The sequence below is a fragment of the Pandoraea commovens genome (assembly GCF_024704525.1).
GTDB lineage: Bacteria > Pseudomonadota > Gammaproteobacteria > Burkholderiales > Burkholderiaceae > Pandoraea > Pandoraea commovens.
The window spans coordinates 1,357,459-1,378,393 of sequence record NZ_CP102780.1 but is presented as its reverse complement, the minus strand read 5'-3'; the positions used below and the strand labels follow the sequence as shown (position 1 = coordinate 1,378,393).

The window sequence follows — 20,935 nt, the reverse complement described above, 5'->3', positions numbered from 1 at the left end:
CGATCTTCGCCAACACCGATGCTTCAGGTTATGAACACAGCCATCTTCGAAGGCGTGTGGGTTCCGCTCGTCACGCCCATGTCAGGCGCCAATGGCGCTCAGATCGACTACAACGCGTTTGCACGTCTGGTCGACTACTACCTCGCCGCTGGCGTAAACGGCCTCGTGGTCGCAGGCACCACCGGCGAGGGCACACTGCTCACCGATGAGGAGCGCCGCCGTCTCGTCGAGACGGCCTGCCACCTCGCTCACGGACACGCGCCGGTGCTCGCCGGTGTCGGTGCCGCCGACACGACGAATGCCGCGCGTCAGATCCGCAGTCTTGACGACCTGCCGCTCGCCGGTTACCTCGTCCCGCCGCCCTACTACCTGCGCCCCTCGCAGGAAGGCATTCTCTGGCACTACCGCACGCTTGCCGCCGGTACGCGCAAGCCGCTCGTGCTCTATAACGTGCCGCTTCGCACCGGTGTCACGCTCGGCGTGGAGACGATCCGCGAGCTGGCATCGCACGAGTCGTTCGCCGCCATCAAGGAGTGCGATGCGCACCCGCTCACACATCTCCCCGCGCAAGTGACGATGCGCGTGCTGTGCGGCGACGACATGCAGATCCTGCCCGCGCTGCGCGCCGGTGCCGTCGGATGTATTTCGGCGGCAGCGCATGTGCGCCCGGACCTCTATCTCAAGCTGATGCGCTACGTGCGCGAAGGCGACATGGATCACGCGAACACACTCTTCAACGGCATGAAGCCGCTGATCCGACGACTGTTCTCCGAGCCGAATCCGGTGGCGATCAAAGCGGCCCTCGCATCGCTGGGCTTCTGCCAGGACACGGTGCGCCGCCCGCTCATGCCGTGCACCACCGCCCTTCGCAAGGACATCGACGCACAACTGGAAGTCACGATGGCGTTCTGATATCGGCAGCATGCCGCCCCGACGTGGTCCATGACCGCACCTGACAGGACACTCGCAATGGATGAGATCGAACGGCGTCACCGCACCGTCGCCCGTCTGCTGATCAAGCTCTCGGGCACCACGCAGGCAAGGCTCGCTTACGCGACCGGCATCACCGGCAACACCATATCGCGCTGGGTGCATGGCGATCACTGCGCGCTCGGAGCACAAGGCAGAGACAAGCTGTTTGCCGCATTGGGCGTGCGCAGCGACGGCGTGAACATCCGCTTTGCGCCCCGCTCGACGGGCGCGGCACAACCGGTCTTCCAGATCAGCGGTCTGGTGCAGGCCGAGCGATTCGCCACACTTGCCGCGCTCACATCGACGCAGTTCGTCGCTGCGCGCGAGACGTCTCAGGGGCGAACGCTGGTGAGCGTGGTCACGGACATCAGCGGGCAGACGACGGCGTTGCTCGTCGGCACTCGCGAGGCGTTCGACGAGCTGTACGCCGAGCTTGGCATCGCGCTCTCGCCCAATCGCCGTTTGGAGGCAGGCCTCCGCCCTTATGGGGTGACGGACAAGGCGATGCGTCTACACTCGAACTGACAGCAGATTGCGTAGCAAAGCGCCGATGGCCACCGGTCGGCGATCCATTCTTGGCCCCCCGTCAACTATGGAGCGTTGTCATGACGACAGATCGCATCAACAAGCGCATGAAGGTGTACGCCACCGAGGGCTGGCAGGACACGGGATACAAGGTCGGGGAGCAAAGCGCGCCGAAGGTCATTCTGCGAGCGTCCGGCGAGTGGTGCACACGCACGGACGACCGCAAGTTCGGCCGCCGCGACGCCAACGGCCGTACCCCCAACTCCGGCGCGACGTATCTGCACAAAGTCTCAGGTAACGACGAGTATCCGTATCACGGCCACGACGCCCTGATGGGGCAACTCGTCGGGCGCTTCGGCGAGAAGGGCGAACCGTTCCTCGTCGGCAATCAGAAGTCGTTCCGCGTCGAAGGCATGCCCAAGGATGTGTCGCTGTGGCTGTGCTGCAATGATCCTCTCGGCAGCGCGAAGAAGGACAACGATGGCGCGCTCGACGTCACCCTCGAACTCGACGACGCCCGTGACGTTTTCGCGCCGCGTTCGCAGCACTTCGACCGGCCGTCGGGCACCTGGGTCGACGATTAAACCTCGCATCGAAGCCCTGTGAAAAAGCCAGCGGTGAACGACTCGCCGCTGGCTTTTTTCTGTGACGGCTACCGCAGCAACGTCACTGCCACCCGAACCGTCGCGCGAACACGCCCTTCATCAACTGCGTGAGCACGGCGTACGCCAGCAGAATCGCGGCGAGCATCGGGAAGTACGCAAGCGGCAGCGCCTGCATCTTGAAAGTCTCGGCGAACGGCGACAGCGGCAGCATGATGCCGATCAGCATCACCGCGCCCGTCATCAACAGCAACGGCCATGCGGCGCGACTCTGGATGAACGGCAGACGGCGCGTGCGGATCAGGTGCACGATCAGCGTCTGGGACAGCAGACCTTCGACGAACCAGCCGGACTGGAACAACGTCTGATGCTCGGCACTGTTCGCGCCGAACAGATGCCACATGGCGACGAACGTCAGCACGTCGAAGATCGAGCTGATCGGGCCGAAGAACACCATGAAACGCGACAGATCCGACGGATTCCACTGCTGCGGCTTGGTCAGTTGTTCGGCATCGACGTTGTCGAACGGAATCGTCGTCTGCGACAGGTCGTACAGCAGATTCTGCGTGAGCAACTGCAACGGCAGCATGGGCAGGAACGGCAGGAAGGCGCTCGCAATCAGCACCGAGAAGACGTTGCCGAAGTTCGAGCTGGCCGTCATCTTGATGTACTTGAGCATGTTCGCGAACGTACGGCGTCCCTCGATCACGCCCTGCTCCAGCACCATCAGGCTCTTTTCCAGCAGGATCAGATCGGCCGCTTCCTTGGCGATGTCGACTGCGGTATCCACCGAAATGCCGATGTCGGCCGCGCGCAGTGCCGGGGCATCGTTGATGCCGTCGCCCATGAATCCCACGACGTGACCGTTCGCGCGCAGCATGCGCACGAGACGTTCCTTGTGCGCAGGCGTGAGCTTCGCGAAGACGTTGGCGCGCTCGACGGTCCTGGCAAGTTCGGGGTCGCTCATCGCTTCGATGTCGTCGCCCAGCACGCACGCCGTCACCGGCAAACCGACTTCGCGGCAGACTTTGGCCGTCACGAGATCGTTGTCGCCCGTGAGCACCTTGACGTCCACGCCTGCCGCCGCCAGCGCCTTGAGGGCCGGTGCCGTCGACTCCTTGGGAGGATCGAGAAAGGCGATGTAGCCAACGAGCACGAGCTCGCTTTCGTCCGCGATGCTGTAGCGCTCACGTACCGGCGGCAGATGCCGCGTCGCCACCGCCACCACACGCAGGCCTTCGGCGTTCAGGTGGGCCGTCACGCGACGCAATTGCGCCAGCACGTCCGGCGTGAGCGGTTCGACGTTCGCGCCATGCTGCACGCGGTTGCACACCGCCATTACCTCTTCCACTGCACCCTTGCAGATCAGTTCGTGGTGATCGCCGTTCTCACTGACCACCACCGACATGCGACGGCGCTGGAAATCGAACGGGATTTCGTCGATCTTGCGATAACGATTGACGACGTCCAGACGCTGATGCAACTCGGCGTGATTGAGCACAGCGACATCGAGCAGGTTCTTCAGACCGGTCTGATAGAAGCTGTTGAGGTACGCGTATTCGAGGACATCTTCGGAGAAGTTACCCCACACGTCGGTGTGACGCTCCAGACAGATCTTGTCCTGCGTGAGCGTGCCGGTCTTGTCGGTGCAGAGCACGTCCATCGCGCCGAAGTTCTGGATCGCGTCGAGTCGCTTGACGATCACCTTCTTGCGCGAGAGCACGACCGCGCCCTTGGCGAGCGTGGCCGTCACGATCATCGGCAGCATTTCGGGCGTGAGGCCGACGGCCACCGACAGCGCGAAGAGCGACGCTTCGAGCCAGTCGTGCTTCGTGAAACCGTTGATGAGCAGGACGATGGGCGTCATGACCAGCATGAAGCGGATGAGCACCCAAGATACGCGGTTCACACCTTGTTGGAACGACGTGACGGTCGGTTGCTGCGCGCTCACGCGCTGCGCAAGCGAGCCGAAGAAGCTGCGACCGCCCGTGGCGACGACGACGGCCGTGGCCGAGCCGCTCACCACGTTCGTCCCCATGAATGCGAGGTTGTCGTAAGCGAGCGGGTTGCTGCCGCCAGACTCACAGGGATGCGCGAATTTCTCCACAGGCAATGCTTCGCCCGTGAGCGCGGACTGCGAGACGAACAGGTCTTTGGCAGTAAGGATTCGCACGTCGGCCGGAATCATGTCGCCCGCCGCGAGCAGCACGATATCGCCGGGCACGAGGTCCGCGAGCGCGATTTCACGGCCCATGCGTCCGAGGCGACGCACGTTCTCCGGCTCGACTGCACCGTCGATCAACGGCTCACGACGCAGCACGGTCGCCGTAGTGCTCACCATCGCCTTCAGCTTCTCCGCTGCCTTGTTGGAGCGGGCTTCCTGCACAAATCGCAACACCGTGGAAATGATCACCATCGCCGCGATGATGATCGTTCCCTCGGTGTCGTCGGTCGCGTAAGACACAGCGGCCAGTGCAGTGAGCAGCAGGTTGAACGGATTGCGGTAGCAGTTAAAGAGATGACGCCACCAGGGCAGCGGCTTTTCGTGCTCGACCTCGTTGGGGCCTACGTGCGCACGCACCGTGGCGGCTTCGTCGTCGGACAGCCCGTCGCGGGTGGTGCGCAGACGCGCGAGCAGGTCCGGCCCCGCGTCGCGCGCGGCTTCGAGCAGACCCGGCGGTGCCTCGTGGCCATGGGCTGGCGCATCGAGCGTTTCGAGCATGTCGCGGCGACGGAAGAAGCGCAGGCCGAGGCGCGCGCCAAGCACCGCAATCAGTCGCTCGCTGAGCGTGAGAGCTTGTTGCATGAATACATCCTGAAATGGCTTGCGAGGCACCGGAGAACCCCCGGCGCCTCACGTAACAACGGAAAGACGCGCGGTCAGCCTTGCTTGACGCTCTCGCGATGGCGCACGAACGAGGCCAGCCACTGCCCGGCACGCGTCACGAGACCGGGACGCGCCGCGTCATGGGCCGCGTCCGGGTGCGGATCGACGTGATAGTGATGCAGGCACTGGGGCGGCAGCATCAGAGCTTGCGGATTGCCTCCGCGCAGGGTCATGGAATAACGGAACACGATGAATCTCCCGGCCGCACGGCATCTGGCCGACGTGAGCGGCGGGTTCGCGTTTCATGCAAAACACGCGAACGCACGCGCACGACGGGACAGCCCGAACGGCAGACGTAAAACCAATAAGGGAGCGTGCTACGAGAGACGGACGCTATCGGTACATCCCAACAAAACCCTTCGTCGCGCGAGTGCTGCGGCTAAGGGGTGAGGGCATTCGACAGGTACATCTGAGGTGCGCGCCAACCCGACTATGCGAGTTAGCGGCTGGGAAGATCCCGGGGACTAACTCGCGGTGATGGTGTCGACTTCGGTCGACCGGCAACTACCACTAGAACTACTGTCCACGGAAGGACCTCCTGAGAGCTATGACGGCGCGATTCTACCTCCGAGAGCGTCGAAAGAAAAGTGACAATTCAAGGTGTTACAAAATGATGACAAATGGCACTTTCCTCGTGGCGACGGGTCATTCAGAATCTGTCACGCAATCGTCACAAACCGTCGGCCGGCGGCCGTTGAGGCGCCGGCACCGCTAAAGCGCCCGGCCGCACTCCCAATCTCCGGCAGACCTTCGTTCCCCCCGGAGTTCATGGATTCGCTCAACCGCGCCCTCTTTCTCGCCATCAACGCCTCGCACGATGTGAGCGATGGCGAACTGGCCATCGCCGTCTTCATTGCCAAATATCTGATCTTGCTGCTGCCGGTGGGCCTCGTCACGCTGTGGCTCGCGGGCGGACGCGACCGCGAAGGCGCGGTGCATGGCCTGCTGGGCGTGGCGCTCGTGCTGCTGATCAACTTCGTTATCGGATTCGCCTGGTTCGAGCCGCGACCGTTCGTCGTCGGCCTCGGCACGAATCTGCTCGCACACGCGCCGACGAGCGCCTTCCCGAGCAACCACGGCTCGATCATGTTCACGTCGGCGTTCGTGCTGATGGGTACGGTAGCCCGCACGCCACGTCTGCTCGGCAAGCTCCTTCTGATTTGCGCGCTGCCCGTGTGCTGGGCGCGCATCTACCTCGGCGTGCACTGGCCGGTCGACATGCTCGGCGCGCTGGTGGTGTCGCTGGTCGTCGCGCTCATCATGCGCACGGCGAGCGCACGCGAGACGAGCCGTATCGTCGCGGCGATCCTCGAAGGCATCTATCGTCGCCTGTTGGCATGGCCGATTTCGCGCGGCTGGCTACGTCGCTGAGCGGGGAGTTGCGGAAATTGCAGAGGGGATGACTGGGAGACTCGGGAGATCCGAATCTCCCAATGGTGCTGCGGAGAAGGGAATTAACGGTGGTATTCGCCAGCGGCTTCAGGCTGGTAGTCGAGGCCAAGCAGTTCCAGCTCGATGAGATGACCGCCCGGCACTTGCCAGTGAATCGACTGGCCGACACGCAGACCCAGTAACGCGCTCCCCACCGGCGCCAATACCGAAATGCCGTTTTCCGTGGCGGCGAGATGCTGCGGATACACGAGCGTCACGCGGTGCTCCTGCTGCGTGCTCAGATCGCGATAGCGCACCACCGAATTCATCGTGGCGACATCGGCCGGCATTTGCTCCGGCTCGACGACGCTCGCCCGGGCGAGCTCTGTTTCGAGTGCCTCCACATACGGCAGGGCCGTGCGCGGCGCATTCTCGATGACCGAATAAAGACGATCGAGGTCGAGAGACGAGACAGTGATCGAAGGACGTTGTGCGTTGACGGTGGACATGTCGAAGGGCCTTGAATTTCCTTGGCGTTGAGAAAGTTGCCTTCAATCTAACAGAAGCCCCCGGCCGCGAGAAGTCCCGGACTTTGACGCCATCCGCTAGAATCGACGCATTAAGGTGAATAGGCCTATGCGCCGCAAAGCTGAAGTCATGTCCGAAAACACTACGAATGTCGCGCTGTTCGAGCGCGCCCAGCAAACCATTCCCGGCGGTGTGAACTCGCCCGTGCGCGCCTTCCGCTCGGTTGGCGGCACGCCGCGCTTCATCGCCCGCGCACAAGGCCCCTACATGTGGGACGCCGAAGGCGTGCGCTACATCGACTACATCGGCTCGTGGGGCCCGATGATCGTCGGCCACCTGCATCCGGAAGTCGTCGCCGCCGTGCAAACGGCCATGTCGCAGGGTTTCAGCTTCGGCGCACCGACCGAAGCCGAAGTCGTGATGGCCGAAGAAATCTGCCGTCTCGTGCCGTCCATCGAGCAAGTGCGTCTGGTGTCCTCGGGCACCGAAGCCACGATGAGCGCGCTGCGTCTGGCACGCGGCTTTACGGGTCGCAACAAGATCGTCAAGTTCGAAGGCTGCTACCACGGCCACGCCGACAGTCTGCTAGTGAAGGCCGGTTCGGGTCTGCTGACGTTTGCCGACTCCACGCGCAACGCGCCCTCCTCGGCCGGTGTGCCGCCCGAAGTCACGCGCGACACGCTCGTCCTCGAATACAACAACGTCGAACAGCTGCGTGAACTGTTCGCCGGTCAGGGCGGCGAGATCGCGGCCGTGATCGTCGAGCCGGTCGCGGGAAACATGAATCTCGTGCGCGGCTCGCGTCACTTCCTCCAGACGCTGCGCGAGCTGTGCACCGCGCACGGCGCCGTGCTGATCTTCGACGAAGTGATGTGCGGTTTCCGCGTCGGTCTGGGCGGCGCACAGGCGCTTTACGGCATTACGGCCGACCTGACGTGTCTGGGCAAGGTGATCGGCGGCGGCATGCCCGCAGCCGCATTCGGCGGACGCCGCGACATCATGTCGCATCTTGCCCCGCTCGGTGGCGTCTATCAGGCGGGCACGCTCTCGGGTAACCCGCTGGCGGTCGCCGCCGGGCTCGCCACGCTCAAGCTGATTCAGGCGCCTGGCTTCTACGAAGATCTGGCCAAGCGCACATCGAAGCTCGTGAGCGGTCTCGTCGAAGCCGCGCAGGCCGCCGGTGTGCCGTTCTCCGGCGACAGCGTCGGCGGCATGTTCGGTCTGTACTTCCGTGCCAACGTGCCGCAGAGCTTTGCCGAAGTGACGACGTCGGACGTCGCCCGCTTCAACAAGTTCTTCCACGCCATGCTCGATCGCGGCGTCTACCTCGCACCGAGCGCGTTCGAAGCCGGGTTCGTGTCGGCCACGCACGACGACACGATCATCGATGCGACGATCGAAGCGGCGCGCGACGCGTTTGGGACGATTGCATGATCGCGTCCGAGAGCTCGCCTACCATTTGCAGTGTGGTTCGTGCCACGTTTTGCGCAGTCTGCCGGATGTCCGTCCGGTCATAACAAGGGGAAAACGTCATGCAAATGTTACTGCCGATTCTTCGTCGTCAGTCCTGGGTGCGATGGCTCGCGCTGGGACTTCTCGCGTCGATGCTGTCCTCCTGCGGATACAACGAGATTCAGGTCAAGGACGAAGCAGTCAAGGCGTCCTGGAGCGAGGTCGTCAACCAGTACCAGCGACGTGCCGATCTGGTGCCGAACCTGGTGAACACGGTCAAGGGCTACGCGTCGCACGAGCAGGCCACGCTCACCGAAGTGATCAACGCCCGCGCCAAGGCGACGAGCATCACCGTCACGCCGGAGACGCTCAACGATCCGGAAGCGTTCAAGCGCTTCCAGCAAGCGCAGGGTGAGCTCTCGGGTGCACTCTCGCGCCTGATGGCCGTCTCGGAGAACTACCCGAACCTGAAGGCCGACGGCCTGTTCCGCGACCTGCAATCGCAGCTCGAAGGTACGGAAAACCGCATCACGGTCGCGCGCAATCGTTACATCCAGTCCGTGCAGGACTACAACGTGTATGTGCGTCAGTTCCCGAACAATCTGACGGCCAAGATGTTCGGTTACGGCACGAAGCCGAACTTCACCGTGGATAACGAGAAGGCGATTTCCACGGCACCGGCCGTCAAGTTCTGAGGCCGCGGCAATGACAGCGCTCATGCAACCGAAGCGCTTTGTGTGGGCGTTGTGGGCACTCGCGCTGGCCAGTCTTTGCTGGCTGGCGCTGCCCGCGAGCGCAGAAGCGCTGGTGGCCGTGCCCGCGCTGACGGCGCGCGTGACCGATCTGACCGGCACGCTCACCGCCGAGCAGCGCAACGCACTTGAGGCGCAGCTCGCGCAATACGAGCAGCAACGCGGCAGCCAGATCTTTGTGCTGATGCTGCCGAGCACCGCGCCCGAGACCATCGATCAATACAGCATCCGTGTCGCCGACGCCTGGAAGGCGGGCCGCAAGGGTGTTGACGATGGCGTCATCATGCTGATCGCGAAGGACAACCCGAACGACTTGCGCAAGATGCGCATCGAGGTCGGACGCGGCGTACAAGGCTCGCTCACCGACGCCATTTCGGGCCGCATTCTGCGCGACGTCATGGCACCGTACTTCCGCAATGGCGACTTCTTCGGCGGCATCGCGGCGGGAACGGCGGCCGTGCAGGCGGCCATGAACAACGAGGCGTTGCCCGCACCGAATCTGCCGTCCACGCGCGCACCGCACTCCGATTTGTCCGATTTTCTCCCGCTGCTCTTCATCGTCTTCATCATCGCAATGGTGGTGATCATGGAGGGCCGCCGGCGCTTCAGCGGTCCCGGCTTGCCGAGCGACCCCAACGACCCGCGCTCGCGCGTGCTCACCGGTCAGCGCGGACGCATCGGCCCCGGTGGTTTCGGCGGCATCGGTGGTATTGGTGGAGGCATCGGCGGCGGACTCGGCGGTGGCTGGGGACGTAACGACGGCGGTGGCGGCGGTGGCGGCGGGGGGGGCGGTGGTTTTGGCGGCGGAGGCGGCGGCGGTTTCGACGGCGGCGGCTCGTCCGGCAACTGGTGAAGACGATGACGACAGCACACGAACCGGCAGTCGCAATGCAACCGAAACCGCACGACGTGTCGCGCTGGCTGCGTCACGCAGGCACCTGGCGGGCACATGCCCGCTGGCTATTTCCCGACAACGCACTCGACACGCTGGAAGCCTCGATCCGCGAATCCGAATCGGAGCATCGTTGCGAAATCCGGCTGGTGATCGAAGCAGCCATGCCGCTCGCCAACGTGTGGCGCGGGCAAACGTGCCGTCAACGCGCCGTTCAACTGTTTCACCATTTGGGTGTCGCGCACACCAGCGAGCGCACAGGCATACTGCTGTATATCAACATCGCCGATCACGATATCGAGCTGATCGCCGACAAAGGCGTCAATGCGCTGGTGGACGATGCCAAGTGGGAAGCCGTCGTGAAGCAGATGAGCGCCGGGTTTCGCGATGAACGCTACGTCCAGAGCGCGCTCGACGCACTGAACACCCTGCGCGGCATTGCGCGCGAATCCCTGCCGGCCCGAGCCGGCGCAGCCCCGGACAATGCGCTGACCGACCGGCCGCTGATGCTCTGACGATCTTACGTCTCATGTTTTCCGATCAGGATTTTGACTACATGCGCCGCGCGCTGGCCCTGGCCGAGCGCGCGATGTTCACTACGACGCCGAACCCGCGCGTGGGCTGCGTCATCGTGCAGGACGGCCGTGTTATCGGCGAAGGCTTCACCCAGCCCGCCGGGCAGGATCACGCCGAAGTGCAGGCCATGAAGGATGCGCGCGTGCGCGGCGAATCGGTGCGCGGCGCGACGGCCTACGTCACGCTGGAACCATGCAGTCATTACGGCCGCACACCGCCGTGCGCCAAGGGGCTCATCGACGCGGGCGTGAAGCGCGTGATCGCCGCGATGGAAGATCCGAACCCGCTCGTCGCCGGGCGCGGGCTGGGCATGCTGCGCGACGCCGGTATCGACGTGCGCTGCGGTTTGCTGGAGAACGAAGCGCGCGAGATGAACATCGGGTTCATCGCCCGCATGACGCGCGGCACGCCGTGGGTGCGCATGAAAGTGGCAGCGAGTCTCGACGGCAAGACGGCGCTGCACAACGGCGTGAGTCAGTGGCTGACCGGCCCGGCCGCACGCGCCGACGGCCACGCATGGCGCGCACGCGCCTGCGCGATTCTCACGGGCATCGGCACCGTGCGCGAAGACAATCCGTCGCTGACGGTGCGTGAGGTGGAAACGACGCGTCAGCCACTGCGTATCGTCGTCGACTCACGTCTGGACATCGCCCCGACGGCAAAGGTGCTGGCCGGTGGCAATGCGCTAGTGGTCTGCGCCAACGGCGATGCGGATCGCGTGGCGCGGCTGCGCGATCTTGGCGTCGACGTGCTCGATCTGCCGAACCCCAACGGCAAGGTCGAGCTACCTGCGCTACTGCGTGCGCTGGGCGAGCGTCAGTTCAACGAAATCCACGTGGAAGCCGGTTACAAGCTCAACGGTTCGCTGCTGCGCGAAGGTTGCGTGGACGAACTGCTGACGTACTTCGCGCCGAGCATCGTCGGCGACGCGCAAGGCATGTTCAACCTGCCCGCGCTCACTTCGCTCGACGACAAGCTCGCACTGACATTCACCGACGTGCGCATGATCGAGGCCGATCTGCGTGTGATGGCCCGGGTGAAGCGGGACTGACGCACTACTGAAATTCGTCGGACAGTAAAGACAAAAACGGGGCGTGCCGTATGGCGCGCCCCGTTTTGCATGGCACGGCAGAAACGTCTGCCGCACTCACCGACGAATGCGTCAGACGTGGAAGCCCACGCGACCGAGCGATTCCATCTCGACCGACACGTACTGACCCGGCTGGATGTACTCGGCCGGTGTCGCGCCGCCCGCCATCACGATCCAGCCCGCCTGCAACGGCTCACCGGCCGCCGCCGACAGGCGCGCCGCCGCTACGAGCGAGCGCAGCGGATGACCCAGCAGCGCCGCCGTCGAACCGACCTGCACAGTGCGGCCGTTGATCGACATCGCCAGCCCCAGATTCGAGAAGTCGACGTGCGGGCTATGCCACGCGCCGATCACGAAACCGCTGGACGACGCGTTATCGGCAATCACTTCCGGCAACGTAAACTTGAAGTTCTTGTAGCGCGAATCGATGATCTCGATGGCCGGTGCGATCGCCTCGACCGCTGCCAGCGCCTGCGGCCCGGTGACGTTGCCTTCGAGCGGCTTCTTCAGAATGAAGGCGATTTCCGGCTCGACGCGCGGATGCACGTAGCGCTTAAAGTCGATGGACGTGCCCTCTTCGATCTGCATGCCGGACGTCAGACGTCCCCAGATCACATCGGACAGCCCCATCTGAATCATCTTCGCGCGGCTGGTGAAGCCCATCTTCACGCCGACGCGCGTCTCGCCACGCTCGGCACGGCGCGCCAGCGAGGCGGCCTGAATGGCGTAGGCGTCGTCGAGCGACAGGCGGTTATCGGTGTCGAACTGTTCGACTTCGTGGGCGAAATGCGCTGCGTCGTCGAGCAGCTTGGCGTAATCGTGGATGTGGCTCATCGTGCAGCCTCGCTGGCAGGTTCAAAGACGGCGCGGACCGAGCCCAGGCCATTGATGCGGGTCTCGAAGATGTCGCCCGGGGTGACGGCGGCCATCGGACCAAGGGCGCCCGAAAGCACCAGATCGCCCGCCCTCAGCGGCGTGCCCACCGCAGCCATCGTGCGCGCGAGCCACACCACGGCGTTGATCGGGCTGCCCAGACAGGCCGCGCCTGCGCCGACCGAGACCGGCTCGCCACGACGCTCAAGCACCATGCCGCACATGCGAACGTCGAATTCCGAGAGCTTCTTCGGCGTGTTGCCGATCACATAGGCCGACGACGAGGCATTATCGGCAATCGTGTCGGTGATACGGATATTCCAGTCGGCCACGCGGCTGCCGACGATTTCCAGCGCGGGCAGCGCGTACTCGATGGCATTGAGCACATCCAGCTGGCCCGGATTCTCAACGTTCAGATCGCGGCCGATCACGAACGCAATCTCGGCTTCGATCTTCGGTTGCGTGAGGATCGAGGCGGGAATCGGTTCACCGTCGCCATAGCCCATGTCGTCGAACAACAGGCCGAAATCAGGCTGGTCAACGCCGAGCTGCTTCTGCACGGCGACCGACGTCAGACCGATCTTGCAGCCGACGATACGGCGACCGGCCGCGAGGCGTCGCTCGGTGTTGATGCGCTGGATGGCGTAGGCGTCGTCGATGGTGAGCGGTGCGAACGTGTCGCGCAGCGGGGCGATGAAGCGGTGCGAGCGTTCGGCTTCGAGCAGCGCATCGGCGGCCTGCTGGAGACGCGCCTGCGTAGCTGCGTCGCGTTGGATAGCGTTGCTCATTACGCGCCCGCCTTGGCCGGTGCTGCCGGCTCGTCCTTCGTGCGCTCGCCCACCGCCCAGTGGGCGGCCGGCACCTGCGTCGCGAAGACGCGAATCGATTCGAGCGGCGCGCCGAGCGTCTCGTGCACGGTGCGCGCCACGGCCTTCACGCAGGCCTTGACGGCAGCGTCATCGCGGCCCTCGATCAGATTGATATGTACGATTGGCATGATGCTGTCTCCTGAAATGCTCGATCGAGCGGCTTCGTGCAGGCATGATGCGCGCGCGGAAAGATACCGTCCAATACCAAATTTCCAGATTCCGATACTATTTCGGTATCGAGTTGAGGCACTGAATCATGGATATCAAGCAAATGCGGTACTTCCTCGCGGTGGCGCAGGAGGGCCATTTCGGACGCGCTGCCGAACGGCTGAACATGGCGCAGCCACCGCTCACCCGTCATATCCACGCACTGGAGGCGCAACTCGGCACGGCGCTCTTCGTGCGCACGCCCAAAGGCGCGACGCTGACCGCCGCCGGGCAGACGCTGCTCGCCGAGGTGCCGAACATCCTCTCGCTCACGCGCCGCGCAGAAGAGCAAACGCGGCTCGCGGGTGATGGGTATATCGGGCGGCTCGACGTCGGCATCTTCAGTTCCGGCATTCTCAATGTGATTCCGCGACTGCTCGCAGACTTCCACACTGAGCGCCCCGAAGTGAAAATCGGCCTGCACAACCTGTCGAAGACGGAACAGATTGCGGCGCTGCGTGAGCGGCGCATCGCCATCGGCTTCAACCGTCTGATTCCGGACGAACCGGATCTGGTCGTCGACTGGATTCACCGCGAGCCGTTTCTCGTCGCACTGTACGAAGGGCACCCGCTGTGCAAGCGCGCATCGCTCACGCTCGCCGATCTCGATAACGAGCGGATGATTCTCTACCCGAACGCACCGGTGCCCGGACTCGCAGAAGAAGTGGCCGCCGCGTTTCGCGCCGAGGGCGTGACGCTGCGCGTAGAGCAGGAGGTGGAGGACGTGGTGACGTCGATTGCACTCGTGGCGAGTCGCTTTGGCGTGTGCGTCACGACCGAGTCGGCCGCGAATCTGCGATTGCCCGGCGTGGTGTATCGGCCGCTGAAGTCGCAGCGGCTGCGCTCCATCGAACTGAACTGCATGTACCGGCGCGATGACGATTCGCCGATTCTCGCCGCGTTTCTCGCGCTGATCCGCGCATCGCGCACCCGGCGTCACCCGCTGCCGATGTAAGGCTGGCGTCTATCCATAGATATATGCGCACGGATACGACTGAATGCAAAGCGCCGACGATTGGATTTCAATACGCACCGGATTGCATCCAAAATGTCCTGATGCCTATTTCGTCGCATCCATTCAACATGGCCCTCATTTACCGATTCACGTGACATTTGCGGATTTTCCAATCTGCGTAGTACTACGGAGAATCGCTGTGACGACTCTTATTTTTTTCTTATGACCCTTTTGAAACCCTTTATCCATGCGGGTTTTCGGGGGACTCAGGATACCTGTTTCTATTAAAGAGCGTATTACGCTACTATGGCGCATCGTTCAGGCCGCCAGCGGTTTGAAGGATCCAATACCGACCAGGTTTAGCAGTCGATTAAGGCTACCGCACCACGAGGTAGTCAAAAAATACAAATCAAGGAGATGTCCACAATGCAGTTTCGTCACAAATCCCTGTTCGTTGCCGCTGCTCTCGCCCTCCTCGGAACGGCTGCCAATGCAGAGACCGTCAAGATCGCCATCGCCGGTCCGTTCAGCGGCTCGGTTGCTCAGTACGGCGACATGGTCAAGGCCGGTGCGCTAACCGCGATTGAAGAAGTCAACGCAGCTGGCGGCGCGAACGGCAACAAGCTCGAAGCCGTGTTCATGGATGACGCATGCGAGCCGAAGCAGGCTGTCGCCGTCGCCAACAAGATCGTTAGCCAGAAGATCAAGTATGTGATCGGCCATGTGTGCTCGGGCTCGACGATCCCGGCATCGGACATCTACGAAAACGAAGGCGTCGTGATGATCACGCCGTCGGCCACGGCACCGCAACTGACCGAAGGCAAGAAGCGCCACTTCATCTTCCGTACGATCGGTCGTGACGACCAGCAAGGTCCGGCAGCTGCTCAGTACATCATCAACAAGGTCAAGCCGAAGAAGGTTGCCGTGCTGCACGACAAGCAGTCGTACGGTCAGGGTATCGCCACCTCGGTGAAGAAGGACCTCGACGCCGCCAAGGTGCCGGTCGTGCTGTTCGAAGGCATCAACGCTGGTGACTCGGACTACTCGGCTGTCATCACCAAGCTCAAGGCGCAAGGCGTGGACTTCGTCTACTTCGGCGGCTACCACCCGGAAATGGGTCTGCTGCTGCGTCAGGCACGTGAGCAAGGCGTGAAGGCCACGTTCATGGGACCGGAAGGCGTGGGCAACAAGGACGTGACGGCTATCGCCGGCCCGGCTTCGGAAGGCATGCTCGTGACGCTGCCGGCCGACTTCGCTGCCGACCCGGCCAACGCCAAGCTGGTGAAGGCCTTCGCCGACGCCAAGCGCGATCCGAACGGTCCGTTCCAGATGCCGGCCTACACGGGCGTGCAACTGATCGCCAAGAGCATCGCTGGCGCGAAGAGCACCGACTCGGAAAAGGTGGCGAAGTACCTGCACGCCAACACGTTCGACACGCCGATCGGCAAGGTGGCGTATGACGCCGCCGGCGATCTGAAGTCGTTCAAGTTCGTGGTCTTCACCTGGCACAAGGACGCCACCAAGACCGCAGCCAACTGATTCCCTGACGCTTTACTGGCCAGCGAATCACCCCCAGCCGCCCGCCGACCCCGGCGGGCGGCTCGCATTCGCGCTCGGCCCCCGCTAGTCGCGAGGCTTCCCGCATGAACGAATTTTTCCCACAGCTTGCCCAGCAACTGGTCAATGGCCTGACGCTGGGCGCGATCTACGCGCTGATTGCCATTGGCTACACAATGGTCTACGGCATTATCGGCATGATCAACTTTGCCCACGGCGAGATCTACATGATCGGCGCCTATGTCGGGCTTGTCACACTGACTGCAATCGGAACGGCGGCGGGCTACCCCTTGCCGCTCGTGCTGGGCGCAGCGCTGCTGGTATCGGTGCTGGTCACGGGCCTTTACGGCTTCGCGATCGAGCGGGTGGCGTATCGCCCGCTGCGCGGCGGACCTCGTCTCGGACCGCTGATCTCCGCGATCGGTATGTCCATCTTCCTGCAGAACTACGTGCAGATCGGTCAGGGTGCACGCGATGTTTCCGTGCCGATGCTGATCTCCGGCGCCATCGATATTCCGATGGGCGACTTCACCGTGACGATTCCCTACGCTCGCATGCTGATCGTGGGTGTGACGGTGGCACTGATGATTCTGCTCACGCTGTTCATCGCCAACTCGCGCATGGGCCGCGCCTGCCGTGCCTGCGCCGAGGACATGCGCATGGCCAACCTGCTCGGCATCGATACGAATCGCGTGATCTCGTTCACGTTCATTCTCGGTGCCATGCTCGCGGCCGTGGGTGGCGTGCTGATCGGCCTGACCATCGGCAAGCTCAATCCGTACATCGGCTTCATCGCTGGCATCAAGGCCTTCACGGCAGCGGTGCTGGGCGGTATCGGCAGCATTCCCGGCGCCATGCTGGGCGGCGTGCTGCTGGGCCTGGCGGAGACGCTCGCCTCGGGCTACATGCCCTCCGAGTACAAGGACATCGTGGCGTTCTGCCTGCTGGTGCTGGTGCTGCTGTTCCGCCCGACTGGCCTGCTGGGCAAGCCTGACGTCGAGAAAGTCTGAGGTCGACCATGACACAACAACTCACCATGAAGTCCGGCGCCGCCCACCGCGCGCCGGCAGGAGAGACGCTCAAGGGTGCGGTCATCGCCGCAATCGTGACGATCATCCTCACGGCCCCCATCCTGGGCCTGCAACTGAAGCTCGACGGCTACAAGGTCGTGCTCGAACAGCATTGGCGTCCGGTCTGGATCGCGACCGCCATCGTGTTCGTGTTCCAACTGATCAAGCCGTTCCTGTTGCGCACCAAGCGCGCGGTGAAACTGCCGACGATGCCCACGATGGGACGCCGTCAGCAACTGACCGCCATGTGGGTGCTGCTCGCCGTCGGTCTCGTGTGGCCGTTCGTCGGCTCGCGCGGCGCAGTGGACGTGGCCACGCTCGCGCTCATCTACTGCGTGCTGGGTCTCGGCCTGAACATCGTCGTGGGCTTCGCCGGTCTGCTCGATCTGGGCTATGTCGGCTTCTATGCCGTCGGCGGTTATACGTACGCGTTGCTCAATCAGTACTTCGGTCTGACCTTCTGGGAATGCCTGCCGCTCGCCGCGCTGATGTCGGCGACGTTCGGCTTCCTGCTGGGCTTCCCGGTGCTGCGTCTGCGCGGTGACTATCTCGCCATCGTGACGTTGGGCTTCGGCGAAATCATTCGCTTGCTGCTCAACAACCTGACGAGCCTGACGGGCGGTCCGGACGGCGTGTCCGGCATTCCGAAGCCCAGCGTGTTCGGCTTCGAGATGGCGCGCTCGTCGAGTGTGGAAGGCGCGAAGACATTCCATGAACTGATCGGGCTGGATTACAGCGGCGGTCATATGGTGATCTGGCTGTATCTGCTCGCGTTCGCGCTGGTCGGATTCACGCTGTTCGTCACGAGCCGTCTGATTCGCATGCCGATCGGTCGCGCATGGGAAGCCCTGCGCGAAGATGAAATCGCCTGCCGCTCGCTCGGTCTGAACCCCACGCGCATCAAGCTCTCGGCATTCACGCTGGGCGCCTCGTTCGCGGGTCTGGCCGGGGCGTTCTTCGCCGCGCGTCAGGGTCTGGTCACGCCGGAGTCGTTCACGTTCATCGAATCGGCGCTGATTCTCGCCGTGGTGGTGCTCGGCGGCATGGGCTCGCAGATCGGTGTGATTCTCGCGGCCATCCTGCTGACGATTCTGCCGGAAGTGGCACGCGACTTTGCCGAGTACCGCATGCTGATCTTCGGTCTGGTGATGGTGCTGATGATGATGTGGCGTCCGCAAGGTCTGCTGCCCGCCACCCGCCCGCATGTGGAGTTGCCGCAATGAGTGCAGAACTGTTGAAACTCTCCGGCCTTCAGATGCGCTTCGGCGGTCTGCTGGCTGTCGACGGCGTCGAGTTCGACGTCCGCAAGAACGAAGTCTTCGCGATCATCGGTCCGAACGGCGCAGGCAAGACGACCGTCTTCAATTGCGTGGGCGGCTTCTACCGTCCGACGGGCGGATCTATCGTGCTCGACGGCAACGACATCACCGGCTTGCCGAGCCATATGGTGGCGCGTCGCGGTCTGGTGCGCACGTTCCAGAACATCCGTCTGTTCCGTCAGTTGACGGTGGTGGAGAACCTGCTCGTCGCGCAGCACATGACCGTGCACACCGGCTTTCTGCAAGGGCTGCTCTCGACGGGCGCGTTTCGTCGCTCGGAGCGCACGGCGCTTGAGCGCGCGAAGATGTGGCTCGATCGTCTTGGCCTCACGCCGGTCGCCAACCGCGAAGCTGGCACGCTGTCGTACGGCCACCAGCGCCGCCTCGAGATCGCGCGATGCATGATCACCGAGCCGCGTCTGCTGATGCTCGACGAACCGGCTGCCGGTCTGAACCCGCAGGAGAAGGTCGAGTTGCAGCAACTCGTGGACAACCTGCGTAACGAGTTCGGCATTTCGGTGCTGCTCATCGAGCACGACATGAGTCTTGTGATGGGCGTCTCCGACCGGATTCTCGTGATGGAACACGGCAAGCCGATCATGACCGGCAAGCCCGACGAGGTGCGCAACGACCCGCGCGTCATCAAGGCCTACCTCGGGGAGGAATAATGCTCAAGCTGGAACAGATCCACACCCATTACGGGGCCGTCGAGGCGCTCTCGGGCGTGTCCATCGAAGTGAACAAGGGCGAGATCGTCACGCTCATCGGCAGCAACGGCGCAGGCAAGACCACGCTGATGATGACCGTGTGTGGCACGCCCCGCGCGTCGAGCGGCCGCGTCATGTTCGAGGGCAACGACATTACCAACCGTCCGACGCACGAGATCATGCGCATGGGCATGGCGATTTCGCCGGAGGGCCGTCGCGTGTTTCCGAGCCTGACCGTCATCGAGAACCTGAAGATGGGCGGCTTCTTCGCGTCCAAAGACGAAATCGATGCTGGCATGGATCACGTCTTCAAGCTGTTTCCCCGGCTCGCACAACGTGGCAAACAGCGTGCAGGCACGATGTCCGGCGGCGAACAGCAGATGCTCGCCATCGGGCGCGCGTTGATGAGCCGTCCGCGTCTGTTGTTGCTCGATGAACCGACACTCGGTCTCGCACCGCTCGTGATCGCGCAGATCTTCGACATCATTCGTGCGATTCGCGAAGAAGGCGTGACGGTGTTTCTGGTGGAGCAAAACGCGAACAAGGCGCTGCATGTGGCCGACCGCGGTTATGTGCTCGAAACCGGGCGCGTCGTGCTCGCCGATTCGGCCGACAACCTGCTCGCCAACGACGACATCAAGCGCGCTTATCTGGGTGCTTAAGTCGGTGGTCACGAGGCCATCGATCAGGCCGATGTGACGGGCAACAGAAAAGGGGATGTGCTTTCGGGCACATCCCCTTTTTCATACGTCTGCGAAAGATGACTTCAGCCGGGTTACTTCATCAGATCGACCAGTTGATCCAACGCCTTGCCCCAACCGTCGTGGAAGCCCATGGCTTCGTGCTGCGCGCGCGTGGCTTCGTCGCCGTGCATGGCGATCGCCGTGTAGCGCGTGCCCTTGCCATGCGTCTCCATTAGCACGGCGGCGGTGAACTGAAAGCCACCGTGTTCGGCTACCGGCGCGGGCGCGGGACGGAAACCGGGCAGCACCGCGTTCGTCCACACGAGTCGCGAATTCTCGACCACTTCCAGATAGCAACCGACGTTCGGAAACTGCTGCCCTTCCGGTGAACGCATGACGGTGTGAAACAGACCGCCCGGACGCAGATCGATTTCGCACTCGACCGTTTGCCAGGGCGCAGGCGTGAACCATTTCTTGAGATGCTCCGGCTGCGTCCACGCGGCCCAGACGCGCTCGCACGGGACGTCGACATAGCGCTCCAGCACCAGGTCCAGCTTCGGGTCCACCGAGAACAGGTTGGGTTGACTCATCTTCACGTCTCCTTCATCTGCAAAAGATAGTTATCGAGTTGGTCGAGGCGACACGTCCATTTGTCGCGCTGCAACTGGAGCCAATCCTGTGCGCCCGCCAGCGTTTCAGTCTCCAGCGCGTAGGTCCGCACACGCCCTGTCTTGCGCGAGATGACCAGCCCGCTCTCCTCCAGCACGCTCAAATGCTGCGAGAAGGACGGCAACGCCATTGAAAACGGACGCGCCAGTTCACTCACGGACGCCGGGCCCAACGTCAGGCGCTCGACGACCGCACGACGTGTGGGATCGGATAACGCCTGAAAGATTCGATCGAGAGGGATGGATTGGTTAGCCATGCGCCTAACTATAGTCACAGCAATTACTTAGGTCAAGACCTTTGTATTGACGTCTTTCCGTTGTCCGATGCGCTAGATCGGACGCAGCCGCGCACCGGCTTGGCGTAGAATAGAGCCTTTCCA

General features: G+C 63.2%; 23 protein-coding genes. 15 read left to right on the top strand and 8 right to left on the bottom strand.

The features are described 5' to 3' along the window. Positions 1 to 30 precede the first annotated feature (30 nt). From dapA to NTU39_RS06765, 3 genes are all read left to right on the top strand, one after another. Positions 31 to 912, top strand: coding sequence for a 4-hydroxy-tetrahydrodipicolinate synthase (dapA, locus tag NTU39_RS06775; RefSeq protein ID WP_174984834.1), 882 nt, complete (start codon positions 31 to 33; stop codon positions 910 to 912). Positions 913 to 969: 57 nt separating this feature from the next. Next, a complete protein-coding gene (locus NTU39_RS06770) occupies positions 970 to 1,497 on the top strand; it encodes a helix-turn-helix domain-containing protein (protein WP_150665198.1) in 528 nt (175 codons plus the stop codon). A gap of 80 nt (positions 1,498 to 1,577) precedes the next feature. After that, positions 1,578 to 2,081: a hypothetical protein gene (locus tag NTU39_RS06765; RefSeq protein WP_150665199.1), complete on the top strand. Its 504-nt coding sequence runs from the start codon at positions 1,578 to 1,580 to the stop codon at positions 2,079 to 2,081. Between the two features lie 82 nt (positions 2,082 to 2,163). On the opposite strand, the gene mgtA is transcribed toward NTU39_RS06765, so the two are convergent. Next, positions 2,164 to 4,905: a magnesium-translocating P-type ATPase gene (gene mgtA, locus NTU39_RS06760; protein WP_150665200.1), complete on the bottom strand. Its 2,742-nt coding sequence runs from the start codon at positions 4,903 to 4,905 to the stop codon at positions 2,164 to 2,166. 74 nt (positions 4,906 to 4,979) lie between these two features. Next, complete coding sequence (locus NTU39_RS06755; RefSeq protein WP_257959537.1) at positions 4,980 to 5,174, bottom strand: hypothetical protein; 195 nt, start codon at positions 5,172 to 5,174, stop codon at positions 4,980 to 4,982. Between the two features lie 580 nt (positions 5,175 to 5,754). Here NTU39_RS06755 and NTU39_RS06750 point away from each other — a divergent pair. Next, a complete protein-coding gene (locus NTU39_RS06750) occupies positions 5,755 to 6,357 on the top strand; it encodes a phosphatase PAP2 family protein (RefSeq protein WP_150665202.1) in 603 nt (200 codons plus the stop codon). Positions 6,358 to 6,440: 83 nt separating this feature from the next. Here NTU39_RS06750 and rnk read toward each other — a convergent pair whose 3' ends face one another. Beyond that, a complete protein-coding gene (gene rnk / locus NTU39_RS06745) occupies positions 6,441 to 6,866 on the bottom strand; it encodes a nucleoside diphosphate kinase regulator (RefSeq protein ID WP_150738798.1) in 426 nt (141 codons plus the stop codon). A gap of 148 nt (positions 6,867 to 7,014) precedes the next feature. Here rnk and hemL point away from each other — a divergent pair, with 148 nt between their 5' ends. From hemL to ribD, 5 genes are all read left to right on the top strand, one after another. After that, positions 7,015 to 8,319, top strand: coding sequence for a glutamate-1-semialdehyde 2,1-aminomutase (gene hemL, locus NTU39_RS06740; RefSeq protein WP_150665204.1), 1,305 nt, complete (start codon positions 7,015 to 7,017; stop codon positions 8,317 to 8,319). 98 nt (positions 8,320 to 8,417) lie between these two features. Next, positions 8,418 to 9,032, top strand: a complete 615-nt coding sequence (locus NTU39_RS06735) for a LemA family protein (protein ID WP_150665205.1) — start codon at positions 8,418 to 8,420, stop codon at positions 9,030 to 9,032. A 10-nt stretch (positions 9,033 to 9,042) separates the two neighbouring features. Further along, positions 9,043 to 9,942, top strand: coding sequence for a TPM domain-containing protein (locus tag NTU39_RS06730; protein ID WP_150665206.1), 900 nt, complete (start codon positions 9,043 to 9,045; stop codon positions 9,940 to 9,942). Between the two features lie 5 nt (positions 9,943 to 9,947). Further along, complete coding sequence (locus NTU39_RS06725) at positions 9,948 to 10,496, top strand: TPM domain-containing protein (RefSeq protein ID WP_150665207.1); 549 nt, start codon at positions 9,948 to 9,950, stop codon at positions 10,494 to 10,496. 14 nt (positions 10,497 to 10,510) lie between these two features. After that, positions 10,511 to 11,608, top strand: coding sequence for a bifunctional diaminohydroxyphosphoribosylaminopyrimidine deaminase/5-amino-6-(5-phosphoribosylamino)uracil reductase RibD (gene ribD, locus NTU39_RS06720; RefSeq protein ID WP_150665208.1), 1,098 nt, complete (start codon positions 10,511 to 10,513; stop codon positions 11,606 to 11,608). 111 nt (positions 11,609 to 11,719) lie between these two features. Here ribD and NTU39_RS06715 read toward each other — a convergent pair whose 3' ends face one another. Genes NTU39_RS06715 through NTU39_RS06705 form a run of 3 tightly spaced genes read right to left on the bottom strand, consistent with a single transcriptional unit; the run spans position 11,720 to position 13,517 of the window. Next, entirely contained in the window at positions 11,720 to 12,481 is a 762-nt protein-coding gene (locus tag NTU39_RS06715) for a 2-keto-4-pentenoate hydratase (RefSeq protein ID WP_150665209.1), read from the bottom strand. Beyond that, the gene (locus NTU39_RS06710; protein ID WP_150665210.1) at positions 12,478 to 13,308 is read right to left on the bottom strand and encodes a 2-keto-4-pentenoate hydratase; all 831 of its coding nucleotides are present in this window, start codon (positions 13,306 to 13,308) and stop codon (positions 12,478 to 12,480) included. The genes NTU39_RS06715 and NTU39_RS06710 overlap by 4 nt, the downstream gene beginning before the upstream one ends. Then, the gene (locus NTU39_RS06705; protein WP_039400297.1) at positions 13,308 to 13,517 is read right to left on the bottom strand and encodes a tautomerase family protein; all 210 of its coding nucleotides are present in this window, start codon (positions 13,515 to 13,517) and stop codon (positions 13,308 to 13,310) included. Before NTU39_RS06705 ends, NTU39_RS06710 begins: the two co-directional genes overlap by 1 nt. A gap of 128 nt (positions 13,518 to 13,645) precedes the next feature. Here NTU39_RS06705 and NTU39_RS06700 point away from each other — a divergent pair, with 128 nt between their 5' ends. The 6 genes from NTU39_RS06700 (at position 13,646) to NTU39_RS06675 (ending at position 19,866) form a co-directional block, all read left to right on the top strand. Further along, entirely contained in the window at positions 13,646 to 14,551 is a 906-nt protein-coding gene (locus tag NTU39_RS06700) for a LysR family transcriptional regulator (RefSeq protein WP_150577625.1), read from the top strand. Positions 14,552 to 14,977: 426 nt separating this feature from the next. Beyond that, positions 14,978 to 16,090, top strand: coding sequence for a branched-chain amino acid ABC transporter substrate-binding protein (locus NTU39_RS06695; protein ID WP_095178473.1), 1,113 nt, complete (start codon positions 14,978 to 14,980; stop codon positions 16,088 to 16,090). A gap of 104 nt (positions 16,091 to 16,194) precedes the next feature. Next, positions 16,195 to 17,118, top strand: a complete 924-nt coding sequence (livH, locus tag NTU39_RS06690) for a high-affinity branched-chain amino acid ABC transporter permease LivH (protein ID WP_044454576.1) — start codon at positions 16,195 to 16,197, stop codon at positions 17,116 to 17,118. A gap of 8 nt (positions 17,119 to 17,126) precedes the next feature. Further along, positions 17,127 to 18,401, top strand: coding sequence for a high-affinity branched-chain amino acid ABC transporter permease LivM (locus tag NTU39_RS06685; RefSeq protein ID WP_150665211.1), 1,275 nt, complete (start codon positions 17,127 to 17,129; stop codon positions 18,399 to 18,401). Continuing rightward, positions 18,398 to 19,165, top strand: a complete 768-nt coding sequence (gene livG, locus NTU39_RS06680) for a high-affinity branched-chain amino acid ABC transporter ATP-binding protein LivG (protein ID WP_150577623.1) — start codon at positions 18,398 to 18,400, stop codon at positions 19,163 to 19,165. Before NTU39_RS06685 ends, livG begins: the two co-directional genes overlap by 4 nt. Continuing rightward, complete coding sequence (locus tag NTU39_RS06675; protein WP_039400315.1) at positions 19,165 to 19,866, top strand: ABC transporter ATP-binding protein; 702 nt, start codon at positions 19,165 to 19,167, stop codon at positions 19,864 to 19,866. Before livG ends, NTU39_RS06675 begins: the two co-directional genes overlap by 1 nt. 113 nt (positions 19,867 to 19,979) lie before the next feature. Here the strand turns inward: NTU39_RS06675 and NTU39_RS06670 are convergent, their stop codons facing one another. Then, complete coding sequence (locus NTU39_RS06670; RefSeq protein ID WP_150665212.1) at positions 19,980 to 20,477, bottom strand: SRPBCC family protein; 498 nt, start codon at positions 20,475 to 20,477, stop codon at positions 19,980 to 19,982. Between the two features lie 2 nt (positions 20,478 to 20,479). Further along, complete coding sequence (locus tag NTU39_RS06665) at positions 20,480 to 20,812, bottom strand: ArsR/SmtB family transcription factor (protein ID WP_257959536.1); 333 nt, start codon at positions 20,810 to 20,812, stop codon at positions 20,480 to 20,482. Positions 20,813 to 20,935: the final 123 nt, after the last annotated feature.

Bases quoted from the DNA above. Each gene is read 5' to 3' on its own strand.
- dapA (WP_174984834.1), top strand. From the start codon at position 31: ATGAACACAGCCATCTTCGAAGGCGTGTGGGTTCCGCTCGTCACGCCC.
- NTU39_RS06770 (WP_150665198.1), top strand. From the start codon at position 970: ATGGATGAGATCGAACGGCGTCACCGCACCGTCGCCCGTCTGCTGATC.
- NTU39_RS06765 (WP_150665199.1), top strand. From the start codon at position 1,578: ATGACGACAGATCGCATCAACAAGCGCATGAAGGTGTACGCCACCGAG.
- mgtA (WP_150665200.1), bottom strand. From the start codon at position 4,905: ATGCAACAAGCTCTCACGCTCAGCGAGCGACTGATTGCGGTGCTTGGC.
- NTU39_RS06750 (WP_150665202.1), top strand. From the start codon at position 5,755: ATGGATTCGCTCAACCGCGCCCTCTTTCTCGCCATCAACGCCTCGCAC.
- rnk (WP_150738798.1), bottom strand. From the start codon at position 6,866: ATGTCCACCGTCAACGCACAACGTCCTTCGATCACTGTCTCGTCTCTC.
- hemL (WP_150665204.1), top strand. From the start codon at position 7,015: ATGTCCGAAAACACTACGAATGTCGCGCTGTTCGAGCGCGCCCAGCAA.
- NTU39_RS06735 (WP_150665205.1), top strand. From the start codon at position 8,418: ATGCAAATGTTACTGCCGATTCTTCGTCGTCAGTCCTGGGTGCGATGG.
- NTU39_RS06730 (WP_150665206.1), top strand. From the start codon at position 9,043: ATGACAGCGCTCATGCAACCGAAGCGCTTTGTGTGGGCGTTGTGGGCA.
- NTU39_RS06725 (WP_150665207.1), top strand. From the start codon at position 9,948: ATGACGACAGCACACGAACCGGCAGTCGCAATGCAACCGAAACCGCAC.
- ribD (WP_150665208.1), top strand. From the start codon at position 10,511: ATGTTTTCCGATCAGGATTTTGACTACATGCGCCGCGCGCTGGCCCTG.
- NTU39_RS06715 (WP_150665209.1), bottom strand. From the start codon at position 12,481: ATGAGCCACATCCACGATTACGCCAAGCTGCTCGACGACGCAGCGCAT.
- NTU39_RS06710 (WP_150665210.1), bottom strand. From the start codon at position 13,308: ATGAGCAACGCTATCCAACGCGACGCAGCTACGCAGGCGCGTCTCCAG.
- NTU39_RS06705 (WP_039400297.1), bottom strand. From the start codon at position 13,517: ATGCCAATCGTACATATCAATCTGATCGAGGGCCGCGATGACGCTGCC.
- NTU39_RS06700 (WP_150577625.1), top strand. From the start codon at position 13,646: ATGGATATCAAGCAAATGCGGTACTTCCTCGCGGTGGCGCAGGAGGGC.
- NTU39_RS06695 (WP_095178473.1), top strand. From the start codon at position 14,978: ATGCAGTTTCGTCACAAATCCCTGTTCGTTGCCGCTGCTCTCGCCCTC.
- livH (WP_044454576.1), top strand. From the start codon at position 16,195: ATGAACGAATTTTTCCCACAGCTTGCCCAGCAACTGGTCAATGGCCTG.
- NTU39_RS06685 (WP_150665211.1), top strand. From the start codon at position 17,127: ATGACACAACAACTCACCATGAAGTCCGGCGCCGCCCACCGCGCGCCG.
- livG (WP_150577623.1), top strand. From the start codon at position 18,398: ATGAGTGCAGAACTGTTGAAACTCTCCGGCCTTCAGATGCGCTTCGGC.
- NTU39_RS06675 (WP_039400315.1), top strand. From the start codon at position 19,165: ATGCTCAAGCTGGAACAGATCCACACCCATTACGGGGCCGTCGAGGCG.
- NTU39_RS06670 (WP_150665212.1), bottom strand. From the start codon at position 20,477: ATGAGTCAACCCAACCTGTTCTCGGTGGACCCGAAGCTGGACCTGGTG.
- NTU39_RS06665 (WP_257959536.1), bottom strand. From the start codon at position 20,812: ATGGCTAACCAATCCATCCCTCTCGATCGAATCTTTCAGGCGTTATCC.